Genomic DNA, 15,515 nt, shown 5'->3' on the forward strand with positions numbered 1-15,515 from the left:
GCCCCACCGGCCTCACCGGCGGATTCACCGCCATGGGGATTCGGTTTCCCTCCCAATAATGTCCGGGGAATCACATGGTCGCAACACTGTTACCCCCATCACACCCGCACCGGGCCCGCCGGGCCGGTCACCGGATCGCCCCCGGCCCGGCGGGCACCCGCCCCCGGCTAGGATCGGCGGCCATGAGCCACACCCCCGCCGCAGCCGATTCCGCCGCCGACGACACCCCCGCCGCCTGGGACGTGGCCCTCTCCGGCGCCACCGTGCGGGTGGCCGCCGGCGCGGTCACCGTGGCCCGGCTGGCCCGCACCGCCGCCGCCGACCACGGCCCGGTCACCGCCCCGGCCGCCGAGGCCGGGCCGGCGCACCGGGCGCCGACGCCGTGGCTGCCCGGGGAGGTCTCCTTCGCCCCCGCCTCGGCCCTGCCCGCGGTGCGGATCACCGCCGGCTGCGCCGCCGCCGGCGCGGCCCTGCCCGGGCTCATCGCCGCCGCCGCCGAGGGCGCCGGGGCGCTCGCCGCGGCGGTGGCGGACCTCGACGAGGCGGCCGCGGCGGACGTCGCCGCCGCGGCGGGCCCGCTGCCCGGCGCCGGCGACGCCCCCGCCCCGGAGCCGGCCGTCGGCGCCGAGGGGGCCGGGGCCCGGGCCACCCGGCTGCCCATCGACTTCATCGCCTTCGACGTGGAGACCGCCAACGACGACCCCGGCTCCATCATCCAGCTGGGCCTGGCCGCGGTCCGCGGCGGCGCGGTGGCGGAGACCCGCTCCTGGTACTGCCGTCCCCCCGCCGGGCTGGAGCACTTCGCCGAGGAGAACATCGCGGTGCACGGCATCCGGCCCTCCGACATCGCCGACGCCCCGGCCTTCGCCGACCGGCTGGCGGACCTCCGGGGCTTCATCGGCGACGCCCCGGTGGTGGCGCACAACGCCCGCTTCGACTTCACCGCGCTGCGCCAGGCCTGCCGGGCCGCCGGCGCGCCCGCCCCGGCCGTGGACTTCGCCTGCACCTACCGCTGGGCCCAGGCCGCGCGGGTGCGCACCCCGAACAAGAAGCTGGACACCCTCGCCGCCGCGGCCGGCCACAACCTGGCCGACCACCATGACGCCGCCGCCGATGCGGTGGCCTGCGCGGAGGTGGCGCTGTGGCTGATGCGCGGCGACGCCGCGCACGGCGCCGAGGAGCACCGGGACCCGACCGCCTACTCCGCCGCCCTGGGCCTGGGCATGGGCCGGCTGGACTCCTCCGGGCTGCGCATGGTCTCCGGCCGGCACTCCGGGGCCGGCGCGGCCGCCGGCGGCGGTGGCGCGGCCCGGCGCGCCGCCTGGGATGCGGCGAAGACCCCGGACACCGTCCCGGAGCCGAACCCGGACGCCGACCCGGCCGGGCTGCTCTTCGGCCGCCGGGTCACCCTCACCGGGGACTTCGCCCCCTATGACAAGGGCCGGCTGTGGGAGGCGATCGCCGCCGCCGGCGGGATCATCGGCAAGAACGTCACCCGGAAGACCGATCTGCTGGTCGCCGGGCCCTGGGACTCGATGACCGCCAAGGAGCGCAAGGCCCGGGAGCTGCGGGACAAGGGCCAGGAGATCGACATCTGGAGCGAGCGGGAGCTCTTCGACGTGCTCGGCCTGGAGGCCGAACCGCCCTTCTAGGCCCCGGGGGCGACCGCCCGCCCGCGCGCGGCGGATACAGTGGGGGGCCACCCGCTTCACCCGAGGAAAGGCAGTTGACCGAGGCAATGGACCGTCGACCCATCACATCCACCTACCGGCTGCAGCTGCGCGGGCCCCGGGCCGACGCCGCCGGCCGGGCGTTCACCTTCGCCGACGCCGAGGCCCAGGTGCCCTACCTCGCGGATCTGGGGGTCTCCCACCTCTACCTCTCCCCCATCCTCACCGCGGTGCCGGAGTCCAACCACGGCTACGACGTGATCGACCCGACCACGGTCAACCCGGAGCTCGGCGGCATGGCCGGGCTGCAGTCCCTGGCCGACGCCGCGCACGCCGCGGGCCTGGGCCTCATCATCGACCTGGTGCCCAACCACCTGGGCGTGGCCGAGCCGCGGCTCAACGAGTGGTGGTGGGATGTGCTCACCCACGGCCGGGACTCCCAGTTCGAGCCCTACTTCGACATCGACTGGCACGCCGACAACGGCGCCGGCGGGAAGATGGGCCTGCCGGTGCTCGGCGCCGAGGACGACCTGGACAAGCTGGAGGTGGACCGCTCCGGGGAGGAGCCGCTGCTGCGCTACTACGACCACGCCTTCCCCATCGCCCCGGGCACCGACGCCGGCACCCCGCAGGAGGTGCACGACCGGCAGAGCTACCGGCTGATGTACTGGCGCGACGGGATCATCGGGTACCGCCGCTTCTTCTCCGTCAACGGCCTGGCCGGGATCCGGCAGGAGCATCCGGTGGTCTTCGAGCACACCCACCGGGTGGTGCGCGAGCTGCTCGCCGCGGACGTCATCGACGGGGTGCGCATCGACCACCCGGACGGCCTGTCCGACCCCTTCGAGTACCTCCGCGAGCTGCGCCGGCTGCTCGGCGAGGACAAGTGGCTGGTGATCGAGAAGATCCTCGGCGCCGCCGAGCCCCTGGACCCGCGCCTGGACGTCGACGGCACCACCGGCTACGACGCGCTGCGCGAATTCGACAACGTCTTCTACAACCGGGACTCCCGGGACCGGATGTCCATCCTGGCGCTGCAGCAGTCCGGCTCCCCCTGGGACCGGGCGGCGGTGGCCGCCACCGAGCAGCGGCTGAAGTACGAGATCGCCCGCGGCGAACTCGCCGCCGAGGTGCGCCGGCTGGCCCGGGCGCTGCGCCGGGACAACTGGTCCACCGGCGGCGGCAACGTCGGCGAGGACGAGCTCATCGACACCATCTGCGAGCTGGTCGCCGCGATGCCGGTCTACCGCGCCGACTACGAGTCGCTGTCGCGCACCACCTCCACCGTGATCGCGGAGATGGTGGCCCGCTTCCCCTCCCGGGTGTTCGCCCTGGACCTGATCTCGGCGGGCCTGGTCGCCGACGGGGAGGCCGCCACCCGCTTCGCCCAGGTCTGCGGCGCGGTGATGGCCAAGGGCGTGGAGGACACCACCTTCTACCGGGCCTGCCGGCTGGTCAGCTCCCAGGAGGTCGGCGGGGACCCGGGCCGCTACGGCATGTCCTCGGCGGAGTTCCACCTGCTGCAGTCCGAGCGCGCCCGGCTGTGGCCGAAGTCGATGACCACCCTGTCCACCCACGACACCAAGCGCGGGGAGGACGTCCGCGCCCGGATCCTCGGCCTGTCCGACGTCAGCGGCGACTGGGCGGAGGCGGTGCGCTCCTGGACCTCCATCACCCCCGCCCCGGACGGGGCCACCGGCTACTTCCTGCTGCAGAACATCATCGGGGTCTGGCCGGTCGACGGGGTGGTCACCGATGAGCTGCGCGCCCGGCTGCACGCCTACGCGGAGAAGGCGATGCGCGAGGCGGCGATGCGCACCAACTGGTTCGAGCCCGACGAGGACTTCGAGATGGCGGTGCGGCACTGGATCGACGCCCTGCTCGACGGGCCCCTGCACGACGACATCACCGCCTTCGTCGCCCGGATCGCCCCGGCCGGCTGGGTCACCGGCTGGTCGCGGAAGCTGCTGCAGCTCACCGGCCCCGGCATCCCGGACACCTACCAGGGCACCGAGTTCGTGGAGGACTCCCTGGTGGACCCGGACAACCGCCGCTTCATCGACTACGCCGCCCGCGCCGCGGCGCTGGCCGAGCTGGCCCACGGCGCGGCGCCGAGCCCGGTGGCCGCCCCGGAGACCCCGGCGGAGCCGCCGGAGGGCTTCGACCAGGACGCCGCGGACCGGGTGAAGCTGATGGTGGTGCACGAGGGGCTGCGGCTGCGCCGGGAGCGCCCGGGCTCCTTCGTGGGCGGCACCTACCAGCCGGTGTTCGCCGAGGGCACCGGGGAGCGCTACCTCGTCGGCTCCGCCCGCGGGCCCGTCGACGGGGAGCAGGACATCATCACCCTGGTCACCCGCCGCCCGATCGGGCTGCAGGCCGAGGGCGGCTGGGGCGACACCACGGTGACCCTGCCCGAGGGGCTGTGGACGGACCGCTTCACCGGCCGCTCCTGGTCCGGCACGGTCACCGTGGCCTCGGTGTTCGACACCTACCCCTTCGCCCTGCTCGTCGCCGACGAGAAGGAGGGCTAGCCCCCGGTGGCCAAGGCACCCACCCGCCTGTCCGGGCTGCACGACCGCTACGGCCGGTGGCTGGCGGCGCACCCCGACGCCGCGGACGACTTCTCCGAGGCGATCGCCGAACTGCTCTCCGACGCCGGCATCGCCTTCGACGCGGTGACCGCCCGGGTGAAGACCTGGCGTTCGCTGCGCGCCAAGGCGCGGCTGCGCACCGCCGACGGGGCCTGGCGCTACCCCGATCCCTGGGCGGACATCCACGACCTGGTGGGCGTGCGGATCACCACCTACCACTCCCACGAGATCCCGGATGTGCTGGCGGTGCTCGGCGACAGCCTGGACGTGCTGCGCACCACCGACAAGACCGCGGAGACCCGGGTCGCCGGCCAGCTCGGCTACGGCTCGCACCATCTGGTGTGCCGGGTCGGCGAGGGCGCCCCGGAGGGCCTGGCCGGCTACCGGGGCCAGCATTTCGAGATCCAGGTGCGCACCGTGCTGCAGCACGCCTGGGCCGAGTTCGAGCACGATATCCGCTACAAGTCCCCGGAGGGTCCGGTGGACCCCCGGATCGACCGGGCGTTCTCCCTGGCCGCCGGGCTCATCGAGCTCGCCGACCAGCAGTTCGACCAGATCGCGGCGATCCTCGACGACGCCGAGGACGCCGATCTCGCCGAGGCCGCGGACCCGGGCGCCGGCGCGGCCGGGGCCGGCGAGGGCGCCGGGGACGCCGGGGCCTCCGGCGCCGATGAGGTGCGCCTGGGCGCGGACACCCTGCCGGGGCTGCTCACCCTGCTGCTGCCGGGCACGCCCCGGTCCAAGTCGGAGCAGTACCCCTGGCTGGAGGAGCTGCTCGAGGCCAACGGGGTGACCACCGTGGGCGGCCTGCGCGAGCTGGTGGACGGCGAGCGGGTCGCCGCGGTGGAGCGGGCCCTGAAGTACCGCTTCCAGCCCGGGCACATCCGGATCGTCGACGATCTGCTGCTCTCCATGCACGGCCAGGAGCACGTGGACCGCACCGGGCGCACCGGGGCGCACCCCAAGGTCCGCCCGGACCGGCTCAAGGGCCGGCTGGCGCAGCTGCGCAAGGCCGGGGTCGCCCCGCCCGCCGCCGGGGACTAGCCGCGGCGGCCGCGCAGCCGGTCCAGCTCCCGGCGCTCCTTCTTCGTCGGCCGGCCCGCGCCGCGGTCGCGCACCGGCACCGCGGCGAGCACCTCCCGCGGCGGCGGCGCCGGGCTGCGGTCGAGGTAGCAGGTGCGCGCCACCGGGGCGCCGACCCGCTTGGCGATAGTGTGGCGCACCTCGACGATATGCTCCCGGTGGTTCGCCCACAGCCGCACCTCATCGCCGGGGGCGATGAGCTGCGCCGGCTTCGCGGTCGCGCCGTTGACCTTCACATGCCCGCCGCGGCAGGCCGCCGCCGCCTTCGACCGGGTCTTCAGCAGCCGCACCGCCCACAGCCAGGCGTCCACCCGGACCGGGGCCGAGTCCTGCTCCGCCATGGGCGCACCCCTACGCCTGGTCCCGGTGGTTGACGATCCGGCGCACCTTCGCCCAGTTCACCCCGCCCATGGCCACCCCGACGACCACGCACAGCACCAGCAGCGTCCAGGATCCGGCGAGCAGGCCCAGCACCACCCCGGAGGCCACCCCGCCGCCGGTCCACGTCACCGCGGCCCGGGCGTGCTTGCGCACCGCCTGCTTGCGCTGCGCGATCGGGTTGGTCGGACGGGGCTGAAGGCTGCTGCTCATGCCCCGGATCATAGCGGGGCGGAGTCAATCCCCGACGGTGCCCGCCGTGGTCGCGCCGAGCACCCCGGTGCGCTCCAGTTCGGCGATCTCCGCCTCGTCCAGGCCGAGTCCGGCGAGCACCGCACGGTTGTCCGCGCCGCGATCCCGGGGCCCGAAGCGCACCCGCCCCGGGGTGCCGGTGAGCTTGATCGGGATGCCGATTCCGCGGTACCCGTCCTCCTCCACCACCATGCCGCGGTGCCGGACCTGGGGATGGGCCAGCGCCTCGCTGACCCTGTTCACCGCCCCGGCGGGTACACCGGCGGCGAGCATCGCCTCGGCGAGCTCCTCGCGGCCCCGGCGGGCGATGAGCGGGCCGAGCACCTCGCGCAGCTGCGCCCGGTTGCGCACCCGGTCCGGGTTGGTGGCGAACCGCTCCCCGGCGGCCTCCCCTTCGGCGCCGAGCACCTCCAGGGCGCGCCGGTACTGACCGTCGTTGCCCACGGCCAGGAAAAGTGGCCCGTCCGCGGCGGCGAAGGTCTCGTAGGGGGCGATCGTGGGATGGGCCACCCCGGTGCGCACCGGATCCGCCCCGGAGGCGAGGTAGGTGTAGGCGTGCGGGTGCAGGATGGCCAGCGCCGAATCCAGCAGCGCCATGTCCAGCAGCTGGCCACGGCCGGTGGTGTCCCGGGCACGCAGCGCCATCAGCACCCCGGCCATCGCGTTGAGGCTGGTCACGATGTCCACCAGGGGGATCCCGATGCGCATCTCGGGCCCCTCGGCCTCCCCGTTGATGCTCATCAGCCCGGAGTTCGCCTGGATCACCGCGTCATAGCCGGGCGCGCCGCCGAGCGGGCCGTCGGTGCCGTAGCCGGTGATCCGGCAGTGCACGAGATGCGGGAACTCGTCCGCGATGGTCGTGTCGTCAAGGCCCCAGGCGGCGAGCGTTCCGGCCTTGAAGTTCTCGAGCAGCACATCGGCGCCGGCGAGCATCCGGCGCAGCACCGCCTGCCCGCCCGGGGTGCGCAGATCCAGGCTGACATTCGCCTTGTTGCGGTTCAGCCCGGTGAAGTAGGCGCTGTGGTCCTCCCGGAAGAACGGCGGCCCCCAGTACCGGGTCTCGTCGCCGCGGGGCGGCTCCACCTTGATCACCTCCGCCCCGTGGTCGGCGAGCATCTGACCGCACATGGGCCCGGCGAGCACACGGGAGGCGTCGATGACGCGGATCCCCTCCAGGGACATGGTCATGGTCGTTTCCTTTCCTGTTGCGCCCCCGGCGCCTGGCGGGGGGCGGTGTAGTACGTGGCGGTGGTCAACGCGGCCACCGCGGTGAGCGCCCCGGAGACGATGAAGACCGCCCCGGGGCCGAAGGGGCCGGTGAGCGCGCCGGCCGCGGCCGGCACCACCGCCTGGGCGAGCCGGTTGCCGGTGAGCCGCAGCGACAGCGCCACCGCCCGGACCCCGGGATCGACCAGCAGCGCCACCCAGTTCATGGACAGCGGCTGGCTCATCCCCCAGCAGAAGCCGACCACCGCGAGCAGCAGGGCCAGCGCAGGCACCCGGCCGGTGAGCGCGACGCCGAGGATCGCCGGGGCGGAGCCGGCCATCGCCCAGGTGAGCAGCCGGGGCCCGTCGGCGATGCGCAGCAGCAGCGGCATCGCCCCCCGGGAGACCATGGAGAACACCGAGCGCAGCGCCACCAGCAGGGTCACCGTCAGCGGGGCGATGCCATGGGCCTGTCCGACCACCGGCAGATAGGCGGTGATGAGGTCGATCCCGGTGAGCACCACCAGGCTGGCGTAGATCGCCGCGGGCATGCCCCGGATGCCCAGGATCGCCACCGGCCGGCCGGCGCGCGCGGCGGCCCCCGGCGCCGCCCCGGCGGTCGCGCCGGGCACCCGGGGCAACGCCGCCATCAACGGGAGGGCCAGGGCAATCGCCGCGCTCATGGTGAGCAGCGCCCAGCCCACGGCGACCTCCCCGCCGGGGACGACCCCGCCGGTGGCGCGGTTCTGCCACTCCACCAGCAGCCCCGCGACCGGAGTGCCCAGGGACTGGCCGGCGGCCACGGACAGCGAGAACAGCGCGAAGCCGTTGACGAAACGGTGCGGTTCGGACTGCTCCACCACCACGCCCTGCCCGGCGAGGAAGGTCATCACCTGGCCCAGTCCAAGCAGGGCGTTGCCCGCGGCGAGCACCGCCAGGGTCGGCCCGAGCAGGATGAGCAGGCAGGCCAGCAGGCTGAGCACCCCGCCGGCGAGCATCACCGCCCAGCTGCCCCGGGTATCCACCCGATGGCCGATCCGCAGCGCGACCAGCAGCGGAACCAGGGCGAAGGAGGCGGCCACCAGGCCGACCGCGGCCCCATCCCCGCCGAGGTTGATCACCCGGTAGGAGACGAGCACCCGGATCGCGTCATACGCTCCGTGCACCAGCACCCCGGAGGCGAACATCAGGCGCAGTGGCGCCACCGGTCCCGCCATTGGCGGCTACTTCCCCGGCGGCGGGACCCCGACCGGCCCATCGTGCACGACCAGGTCCCACACCGTCTCCGGGTCGGTGCCGCGGGCTGCCGCGCCGAGGGCGACCTCCCAGGCGCGGATCGAGCCGAACTCGGCGCGCCAGGTCATCGCGGCATTGGTGTACCGGTGCAGGCTGTGCTCCCCGGTGGTGCCGATCGCGCCGAGCGCCTGGTGGGTGTTGCGCACCACCGTGGAGGCGGCCCGGCCGACCACGGATTTCGCCACCGCCACCCGGTAGGCCGAGCCCGGTCCGCGCAGGTCGGTCTCGATCGCCTCGGCCAACGCCAGATCCGCCGCGGAACGCGCCAGGGCGGCCTCGGCGACGGCGTCGACGATGAGGTTCTGCACCGACTGGAACTTCGCCAGCGGCCGGCCGAACTGGGTGCGGGTGACCACGTACTCCCGGGCCAGGGCGTTGGCGGTCTCCAGGGCGGCGACGGTCTGCAGGCAGCGGGCCAGCGCCCCGCGCAGCTGCAGTTCGGCCACGTCGTCCTCGCCGATCTTCGCGCCGGCGTCCAGCAGGGCCGGATCCACGGTGAGCGCGCACCGGGGTTCGCGGCCCAGGGCCGGGTACCCGGTGCACTCGGCGGCACCGGGGGCGATCTCGGCGACCCGCCAGACGCCGTCGCGGCGGCCGAGCAGCACCAGCGCCTCGGCTCGGTCGCCCCAGGCCACCGGGGCGGCGGCACCGGTGTCGTCGATCCGGGCCAGGGTGCGGATCCGGTCATCGGATCCCAAACCCGCCCGGTCGGCCAGCCAACCGGCGAGCAGGTCGGCCTCCACGTAGGGGGCGGGCACGCCGCGGGCGGCGGCGGCCCCGGCCAGTGCCGCGGCCTCGGCCCAACCGGCCTCGGAGCCGCCGGCCGCGGCCGGCCCGGTGAGCCGGGCCAGGCCCAGCTCCCGCAGCGTGGCCCACAGCCCGGCATAATCCTCGGGCTCGGCGGCGGCGCGGTCCAGCACGCCGTCGATGAGGTCGCGCAGGTCCTTGTCCACGATGGTGTCGATGATGCTCATCAGCGAAGCTCCAATCCCCGCGCGATGACGCCGCGCAGGATCTCGTTGGTACCGCCGCGGAGGGTGAAGCCCGGGCGCTGGACGACCCCGGCGCGCAGCAGCTCACGCAGGGCCGGGTCATGGTCGGCCTCATCGCCGACGGCGGCGTCGACGAGGTCGACGAGATCGCCCTCGGTGGCGGTGCCGAGCACCTTCACCAGGGCGGCGGGCACATCGGCCTCCCCGCCGGCCTGCAGGGTGTCCGCCACGGTGCGGGAGAGCCCGTGCAGTCCGGCGAGCCGGGCCAGGGCCCGTCCCCCGGCGGCCTCGTCGAGGACGGGCCCGCCCCCGCCGATGGGGGCGAGCGCCTCGGCGAAGAGCCGGAAGGAGGACAGGAAGCGCTCCGGGCCGGAGCGTTCGAAGGCCAGCTCGGAGTTCACCTGGCGCCAGCCGGCGCCGATATCGCCGAACACCATGTCATCGGCGACGAACACCCCGTCGAGGATCACCTCGGAGAAGTGCCGGGACCCGGACATGGACTCGATGGGCCGGATGGTCACGCCCTCGGTGCGCAGGTCGAGCAGGAACTGGCTGAGCCCGGCGTGCCGATCCGCAGGATCGACCGGGGCGGTGCGGGCGAGGCAGAAGAAGGCCTCGGAATGCTGTGCCCCGGAGGTCCACACCTTGGTGCCGGTGACCCGCCAGCCGCCCTCGACCCGCTCGGCGCGGGTGCGCACGCTCGCCAGGTCGGAGCCGGAGTCCGGTTCGCTCATCCCGATCGCGAAGCAGCATTCGCCGGCCGCGATCCGGGGCAGGTACTCGCGCTTCTGCGCCTCGGTGCCGTGGGCGAGCAGCGAGGGGGCGATCTGGCGGTCGGCGACCCACTGCGCGGCCACCGGGGCACCGACGGCGAGCAGCTCCTCGGTGACCACGAAGCGCTCCACGAAGCTGCGCCCGTGCCCGCCGTATTCCACGGGGATGGTCATGCCCACCCAACCGTGTGCGGCGAGTTCGCGGGTGAAGTCCTCGTCCCACCGGGTGAGCCAGGTGTCGATGCTGGGGGTGAACCGCCCTTCCTTGATCTTCTCCGCCAGGAAGCGGCGGACGTCGAGCCGCAGCCTGCGCAGCTCGGGGGCCTCGGTCGTCATATGGACTCCTCACGTCGTAGTGACCGTGCTCACACTCTACACCAAAACTACTGATTTGCGTAGCATGCTACGTTATTTCGGTGCATGGTCCATGACCTGGGATGTTCGCCGGGTTGCTACCCTGGCCGCATGACTGAGCCCATGCGACCCCGGCACCGCACGGTGGACCGGGTGGCCGCGATCCTGGAGCTGGTGGCGCGCTCGGAGGGGCTCACCCTCACCGATATCGCCCAGGGCCTGGACTATCCGCTGAGCACCACCCAGGGCCTGGTCAACGGGCTCACCGCGACCGGCTACCTCGATGAGCGGGACAAGCGCTACACCCTCGGCATGGCCCCCTACCTGATCAACGCGATGGCCGGCCGGCGCCCCATCGAGGTGGTCAACCAATCCGAGATCGACGCCATCTTCGCGGAGACGGGGCTGGTCACGGTGCTGGCCATCGCCGTCGATGAGCGGGTGTTCTACCTGCACCACGCCGCGGACGGGATGTCCTACCGCTACCTGACGGAGAACTTCCTGCCCCGATCGCTGCTGCGCACCTCCTCCGGCTGGGTGCTGTTGGCCGGGATGGAGCGCCGCGACCTGTGGTCCTACCTGCGCACCCGGCCCGAGGAGCAGGAGGGGTACGTGGAGGCCTTCCTCGCCGCCGCCGGGGACATCGCCGACACCGGGGTGTGCGCCTCCCCGGCGGTGGCCGAGCGCGGCGTGGACGGGGTCTCCGTGGCGGTGCGGCAAAACGGCCGCACCGTCGCCGCGGTCGGCGTGATCGGCTCCCATGAGGAGATCGCCGCCCGGCGCGAGGAGCTCGTGGAGGTGCTGCTGCGCCGGCGCCGCGGCTGGGAGGCCGCCGCCGGCTGAGCCCCGGCACACCGCCGCCCCCGCCTCCGGCCGGAGCCGGTGACGGGGGCGGTTGCGCGCGGGCTAGCGGCCGCGGTACTCGCCCCGGCGCTTCTCCGCGAACGCGGCCAGCGCCTCCCGATGATCCTCGGCGTGATGGGCCAGGGCCTGCATCGCCGCGGACATCTCCAGCAGGGCCGGCAGCGACTGATGCTGGGATTCGCGCAGGAGGGTCTTCGCCATGCGCACCGCATGCGGCGGGTTCTTCGCCACCCGCCCCGCCAGCTCCCGGGCCGCCTCCATCAGCTCCCCCGGTTCCACGACCCGGTTCACCAGGCCCCACTCCAGGGCGGTGGCCGCATCGATCCGGTCCCCGGTGAGCGCCATCTCCGCGGCCCGGGCCCGGCCGATGGTGCGGGTGAGCAGCCAGGCGCCGCCGTCGCCGGGGATGATGCCCAGGCCCACGAAGCTCTCCGCGAACCAGGCCCGGGTGGAGGCCACCCGGAGATCGCACATGAGGCTCAGGTCGCAGCCGGCGCCCACCGCGGGCCCGTTCACCGCGGCGATGAGCGGAACCTGGCAGTCGGCCAACGCCAGCGGGATCCGCTGGATGCCGTTGCGGTAGCCCTCGCGCAGCTCATAGGGGGAGCCGCCGAACATCCCCCGGCGCTCGGCCATGTCCTTGACGTTGCCGCCGGCGGAGAAGGCCGGCCCCGCCCCGGTGAGGACAACCGCCCGCACCCCGTGGTCCCGGTTGACCCGGGCGACGTTGTCCACCAGGGCGTCGATGATCCCGGGTTCGGAGATGGGGTTGCGGGAATCCGGCAGGTTCAGAGTCCAGGTCTCCACGTGGTCGGCGGCCTCGACGAGCAGCGGGGCGGCGTCGGTGTCGCGGGCGTCGGTCATGTCCATCGTTTCCTTTCGTTTCCTGTCAATGTCTCATGCCGGGGCTCAGATGAGATTCGGCACCCACAGCACCAGCTGCGGCCAGGCCAGCAGCACCGCGGCCATGGCCAGCATCGCCACCACGTAGGGGAAGGCCCCGCGGAAGACGGTCATCGGGGCCAGCCGCGCGGATTTGGCGACCACGAAGACGTTGATGCCCATCGGCGGTGTGACCATGCCGACCTCGGCGAGCAGCACCATGAAGATGCCGAACCACACGGGGTCGTAGCCGAGGCCCTCCACCACCGGCAGCACCACCGGCACGGTCAGCGCGATGATCGCGATCTGGTCCATGAAGAAGCCGAGCACCACGTAGAAGGCCGCGATGAGGGCCATCACCAGCAGCGCCGGCAGCGCCGAGGCCTCGATCGCGCCGACCAACCGGGGCGCGGCCCGGGTCTCGGTGAGGAAGTGGCCGAGCACATGCGCGGCCATGATGATGGCCAGGATCATCGCGGTGGATTTCACCGTCTCCACCAGGCAGACCCCCACCGCGGTGAGGGTGAAGCGGCGTCGGGCGATGACCAGCACCAGCGCCGCGGCCGCGCCCAGGGCGGCGGCCTCCGTGGGGGTGGCGATGCCGAGGAAGATGGAGCCGACCACCGCGACGAAGATGATGAGCAGTGGCGAGGCCTGTCCCAGGTGCCGGGCCTTCTCGCCCAGGGTGGTGGGAGCGCCCATCGGCACCGAGGCCCGATCCCGCACCATGCCCAGGTACATCGTCGCGGCCATCGCCGCGGCGATGAGCACCCCGGGAAAGAACCCGGCGACGAGTACGTCGCCGACCGGGGCCTCGGCGGTGATCGCGTAGAAGACCAGGATGATCGATGGCGGGATCATCGCCGCCAGGGTGCCCACCGAGGCGACCAGGCCGCCGGCGACATCCGGGCGGTAGCCCTCCCGGATCATTCGGGCCGTGGAGGTCTGCGCCAGGGTGGCCGCCGCGGCGGTGGAGGATCCGGAGACCGCGGCGAACGCGGTCCCCGCCCCGATGGAGGCGATTCCGGTACCGCCCGGGATCCGGCCGACAAGGCCCCGGGCGGCGTCGAAGAGGGAGTCCAGCAAGCCGGAGAGCAGCATGAACTGGGCCATCAGCATGAACAGGGGGATGGCGGTGAGCGCGGTGGAGCGCACCGCGGTCGCCGGGGCGGTCTGCATCACCGGCAGCACCAGGTCCAGCCCGCCCATCATCGCCAGGCCGAGCACCCCGGCGGCGAAGATGGCGAAGGACACCGGCACCCGCAGCATGATGAGTGCCGCCAGGACGACGATGACGATGGTCAGCAGCATCTCAGCTCCCCTCCCCCGGGTCGTAGTCGGTCGCCGGGCCGGTCCACGGCGTGGTCAGCTCCCGCAGGACGTCGATCCCGGAGACGACCATGCCCATCGCCGCGGCCACCGGCACCATCACCCGCCAGGTCCAGCTGGGCCACGCGAGATCGGCCATCCCCGGCGGGATCCGCTCGTCGATGGCGATGGCGAAGCCGGTGGCACGCCAGCCGGCGACCAGCAGCAGCGTGAACACGGCGAAGACGGTGATCTCGGAAAGCAGGATGAGAAGCTTGCGGCCCCGTGGCGGGAATCTGCCGAACAGGGTGGCCACCGCGACATGCGAGGAGCTGCGGTAGGCCGTGACCACCCCGAAGAAGGCGATCGCGACCATCAGGTACCGCTCCGCGAAGCCGATGTTCCAGCCCAGCGGGGCGGTGAAGATGGCGCGCAGCGCGACCTCGACCAGGGTGAGGATGCCGCTGGCGGCGATGGCGACCGCGGCGATCACCGCGCACACCGCCGAGATCGCGTTCTGCACCCGGTGCAGCCCGGGCAGCTCGTCGGTCATGAAGCCGAAGGTGGTGCGCCGCCCGATGCCGTGGCGGCCGGGGTGCACGATGAGGTTCGTCATGACGCCACCCCCGCCCGGTCCGCGTTGCGGTCCAGCGCCCGGGTGAACTCCTCGAGCACGCGCCCGGCGGGACGACCGATGGACTCCAGGTCGCGCACCCACTCCCGGCGGGTGGGCTCCAGCAGCGCCTCCCACTTGGCCTGGTCCGGGGTGACGTCGACGAACTCGACCCCGGCGGCGGCCATCGCCGCATAGGACTCGTCCACGGAACGGTTGAGCTCCTCGCACACGCCCTGCTGGGCCTCATCGGCGAGTTCGCCGACGAGCTCGCGCTGGGCCTCGTCCAGGCCGCGCCAGGTGTCCTCGTTCATCACGTAGACGCTGGTGAAGGACCCCAGGTTGGCCCCCTTCGTGGAATGCCAGATGACCTCCTCCAGCCCGTAGGGCGTGATGGACACCGGGCTGGCCACGGTGCCCTCGACGGTGCCGCGGGTCAGCGCCTCGTAGAGGTCGCCGATCGGCATCGCCACCCCGGCCGCGCCGATGGCCTCGACGATCCGGTCCTGGGCGCCGCCGGTGGAGCGCTGCACGCTGCCGCGCAGATCCTCCGGTACCGCGATCTCGATATCCGCGGCCATCGCCTCGTAGGCGGGGATCACACCGACCCACAGCGGGTGCAGGCCCAACGGCCGGAACTCCTCCTCGTAGAGCACCCCACCCTCACCGAGCAGCTCACGTAGCGCATAGCCGGCCTGGCAGGAGTCGGCGACCAGCCCGGGCAGATCGCCGACCGAGGACAGCGGCATCTCCGAGGCGACGTACGAGGGCGAGACCACCGCGATGTCGGCGACCCCGGTGCGGGCCATGGTGGGCATGTCCCACTGCTTGCCGAGCTGCCCGGAGGCGTAGTACTCGACCTCCAAGCCGACCTCCCCGCCCCGGGCGCGGAGCCCCTCGACGAAGCCCTCGGTGCCGCCCCGGCCCATCGGATGGGTCAAGGAGAAGTTGTCCCCCATCACCAGCGTCCGCTCCCCGCGGGCCCCGGCGCCGGCCCCGCCCGCGCATCCGGCCAGCCCGAGTGCGGCGGCGGCGAGTGCCGCGGCCACCGCGCGCCGGGCCGATGCGCCCCCGCGCCTATCCCCGCCCATGTCGTCCCCCCTCGGCCATGGCCCCGCGCATTGCGGGGCCCCTGCTCCGTGGTTCCAGCACAGCACACCTCCAGCCATAGGCGCTACGCATATGCGTAGCGGATTACCCGATTCCGTAGTGTGATGCATCTTACATTCTGATGGAAAACTGTCAAGCTTTCT

The 15,515-nt window shown here is 73.4% G+C and carries 14 protein-coding genes; 4 read left to right on the top strand and 10 right to left on the bottom strand.

What is annotated here, in order from left to right:
- Positions 1-182: 182 nt before the first annotated feature.
- The 3 genes from CSPHI_RS07430 to CSPHI_RS07440 all read left to right on the top strand — a co-directional run bounded on the left by CSPHI_RS07430 (position 183) and on the right by CSPHI_RS07440 (position 5,305).
- Positions 183-1,652, top strand: coding sequence for an exonuclease domain-containing protein (locus tag CSPHI_RS07430; RefSeq protein ID WP_075692186.1), 1,470 nt, complete (start codon positions 183-185; stop codon positions 1,650-1,652).
- 86 nt (positions 1,653-1,738) lie between these two features.
- Complete coding sequence (gene treY, locus CSPHI_RS07435) at positions 1,739-4,201, top strand: malto-oligosyltrehalose synthase (protein ID WP_075692187.1); 2,463 nt, start codon at positions 1,739-1,741, stop codon at positions 4,199-4,201.
- A 6-nt stretch (positions 4,202-4,207) separates the two neighbouring features.
- Complete coding sequence (locus tag CSPHI_RS07440; protein WP_075692188.1) at positions 4,208-5,305, top strand: GTP pyrophosphokinase; 1,098 nt, start codon at positions 4,208-4,210, stop codon at positions 5,303-5,305.
- Here the strand turns inward: CSPHI_RS07440 and CSPHI_RS07445 are convergent.
- Genes CSPHI_RS07445 through CSPHI_RS07470 form a run of 6 tightly spaced genes read right to left on the bottom strand, consistent with a single transcriptional unit; the run spans position 5,302 to position 10,577 of the window.
- Positions 5,302-5,685, bottom strand: a complete 384-nt coding sequence (locus CSPHI_RS07445) for an RNA-binding S4 domain-containing protein (RefSeq protein ID WP_075692189.1) — start codon at positions 5,683-5,685, stop codon at positions 5,302-5,304. The genes CSPHI_RS07440 and CSPHI_RS07445 overlap by 4 nt on opposite strands.
- Positions 5,686-5,695: 10 nt before the next feature.
- A complete protein-coding gene (locus CSPHI_RS07450) occupies positions 5,696-5,935 on the bottom strand; it encodes a hypothetical protein (RefSeq protein ID WP_075692190.1) in 240 nt (79 codons plus the stop codon).
- Between the two features lie 24 nt (positions 5,936-5,959).
- Positions 5,960-7,162, bottom strand: coding sequence for a CaiB/BaiF CoA transferase family protein (locus tag CSPHI_RS07455; protein WP_075692191.1), 1,203 nt, complete (start codon positions 7,160-7,162; stop codon positions 5,960-5,962).
- Entirely contained in the window at positions 7,159-8,397 is a 1,239-nt protein-coding gene (locus CSPHI_RS07460) for an MFS transporter (RefSeq protein WP_075692192.1), read from the bottom strand. The genes CSPHI_RS07455 and CSPHI_RS07460 overlap by 4 nt, the downstream gene beginning before the upstream one ends.
- Positions 8,398-8,403: 6 nt before the next feature.
- Positions 8,404-9,450, bottom strand: a complete 1,047-nt coding sequence (locus CSPHI_RS07465; RefSeq protein WP_075692193.1) for an acyl-CoA dehydrogenase family protein — start codon at positions 9,448-9,450, stop codon at positions 8,404-8,406.
- Positions 9,450-10,577: an acyl-CoA dehydrogenase family protein gene (locus CSPHI_RS07470; RefSeq protein ID WP_075692194.1), complete on the bottom strand. Its 1,128-nt coding sequence runs from the start codon at positions 10,575-10,577 to the stop codon at positions 9,450-9,452. The genes CSPHI_RS07465 and CSPHI_RS07470 overlap by 1 nt, the downstream gene beginning before the upstream one ends.
- Positions 10,578-10,706: 129 nt before the next feature.
- On the opposite strand from CSPHI_RS07470, the gene CSPHI_RS07475 reads away from it, so the two are divergent.
- Positions 10,707-11,438, top strand: coding sequence for an IclR family transcriptional regulator (locus CSPHI_RS07475; protein ID WP_075692195.1), 732 nt, complete (start codon positions 10,707-10,709; stop codon positions 11,436-11,438).
- Between the two features lie 63 nt (positions 11,439-11,501).
- Here CSPHI_RS07475 and CSPHI_RS07480 read toward each other — a convergent pair whose 3' ends face one another.
- The 4 genes from CSPHI_RS07480 to CSPHI_RS07495 are packed head-to-tail and all read right to left on the bottom strand — an operon-like array spanning position 11,502 to position 15,311.
- Positions 11,502-12,323: a crotonase/enoyl-CoA hydratase family protein gene (locus CSPHI_RS07480; RefSeq protein ID WP_075693881.1), complete on the bottom strand. Its 822-nt coding sequence runs from the start codon at positions 12,321-12,323 to the stop codon at positions 11,502-11,504.
- Positions 12,324-12,368: 45 nt separating this feature from the next.
- Positions 12,369-13,652 (bottom strand): TRAP transporter large permease, encoded by a 1,284-nt coding sequence (locus CSPHI_RS07485; protein WP_075692196.1) that lies wholly within the window; start codon positions 13,650-13,652, stop codon positions 12,369-12,371.
- Between the two features lies 1 nt (position 13,653).
- On the bottom strand, positions 13,654-14,265 hold the full coding sequence (locus CSPHI_RS07490; RefSeq protein WP_075692197.1) for a TRAP transporter small permease: 612 nt from the start codon (positions 14,263-14,265) through the stop codon (positions 13,654-13,656).
- Positions 14,262-15,311 carry a TRAP transporter substrate-binding protein gene (locus tag CSPHI_RS07495; protein ID WP_245803286.1) on the bottom strand — a complete coding sequence of 350 codons (1,050 nt, stop codon included), beginning with the start codon at positions 15,309-15,311 and terminating at the stop codon, positions 14,262-14,264. The genes CSPHI_RS07490 and CSPHI_RS07495 overlap by 4 nt, the downstream gene beginning before the upstream one ends.
- Between the last annotated feature and the right edge of the window lie 204 nt (positions 15,312-15,515).

Source organism: Corynebacterium sphenisci DSM 44792, from assembly GCF_001941505.1.
In the GTDB taxonomy this organism is placed as follows: Bacteria; Actinomycetota; Actinomycetes; order Mycobacteriales; family Mycobacteriaceae; genus Corynebacterium; species Corynebacterium sphenisci.

Excerpts from the sequence above, each read along its gene's own strand:
- CSPHI_RS07430 (WP_075692186.1), top strand. The coding sequence starts at position 183 with ATGAGCCACACCCCCGCCGCAGCCGATTCCGCCGCCGACGACACCCCC.
- treY (WP_075692187.1), top strand. The coding sequence starts at position 1,739 with ATGGACCGTCGACCCATCACATCCACCTACCGGCTGCAGCTGCGCGGG.
- CSPHI_RS07445 (WP_075692189.1), bottom strand. The coding sequence starts at position 5,685 with ATGGCGGAGCAGGACTCGGCCCCGGTCCGGGTGGACGCCTGGCTGTGG.
- CSPHI_RS07450 (WP_075692190.1), bottom strand. The coding sequence starts at position 5,935 with ATGAGCAGCAGCCTTCAGCCCCGTCCGACCAACCCGATCGCGCAGCGC.
- CSPHI_RS07455 (WP_075692191.1), bottom strand. The coding sequence starts at position 7,162 with ATGACCATGTCCCTGGAGGGGATCCGCGTCATCGACGCCTCCCGTGTG.
- CSPHI_RS07460 (WP_075692192.1), bottom strand. The coding sequence starts at position 8,397 with ATGGCGGGACCGGTGGCGCCACTGCGCCTGATGTTCGCCTCCGGGGTG.
- CSPHI_RS07465 (WP_075692193.1), bottom strand. The coding sequence starts at position 9,450 with ATGAGCATCATCGACACCATCGTGGACAAGGACCTGCGCGACCTCATC.
- CSPHI_RS07470 (WP_075692194.1), bottom strand. The coding sequence starts at position 10,577 with ATGACGACCGAGGCCCCCGAGCTGCGCAGGCTGCGGCTCGACGTCCGC.
- CSPHI_RS07475 (WP_075692195.1), top strand. The coding sequence starts at position 10,707 with ATGACTGAGCCCATGCGACCCCGGCACCGCACGGTGGACCGGGTGGCC.
- CSPHI_RS07480 (WP_075693881.1), bottom strand. The coding sequence starts at position 12,323 with ATGACCGACGCCCGCGACACCGACGCCGCCCCGCTGCTCGTCGAGGCC.
- CSPHI_RS07485 (WP_075692196.1), bottom strand. The coding sequence starts at position 13,652 with ATGCTGCTGACCATCGTCATCGTCGTCCTGGCGGCACTCATCATGCTG.
- CSPHI_RS07490 (WP_075692197.1), bottom strand. The coding sequence starts at position 14,265 with ATGACGAACCTCATCGTGCACCCCGGCCGCCACGGCATCGGGCGGCGC.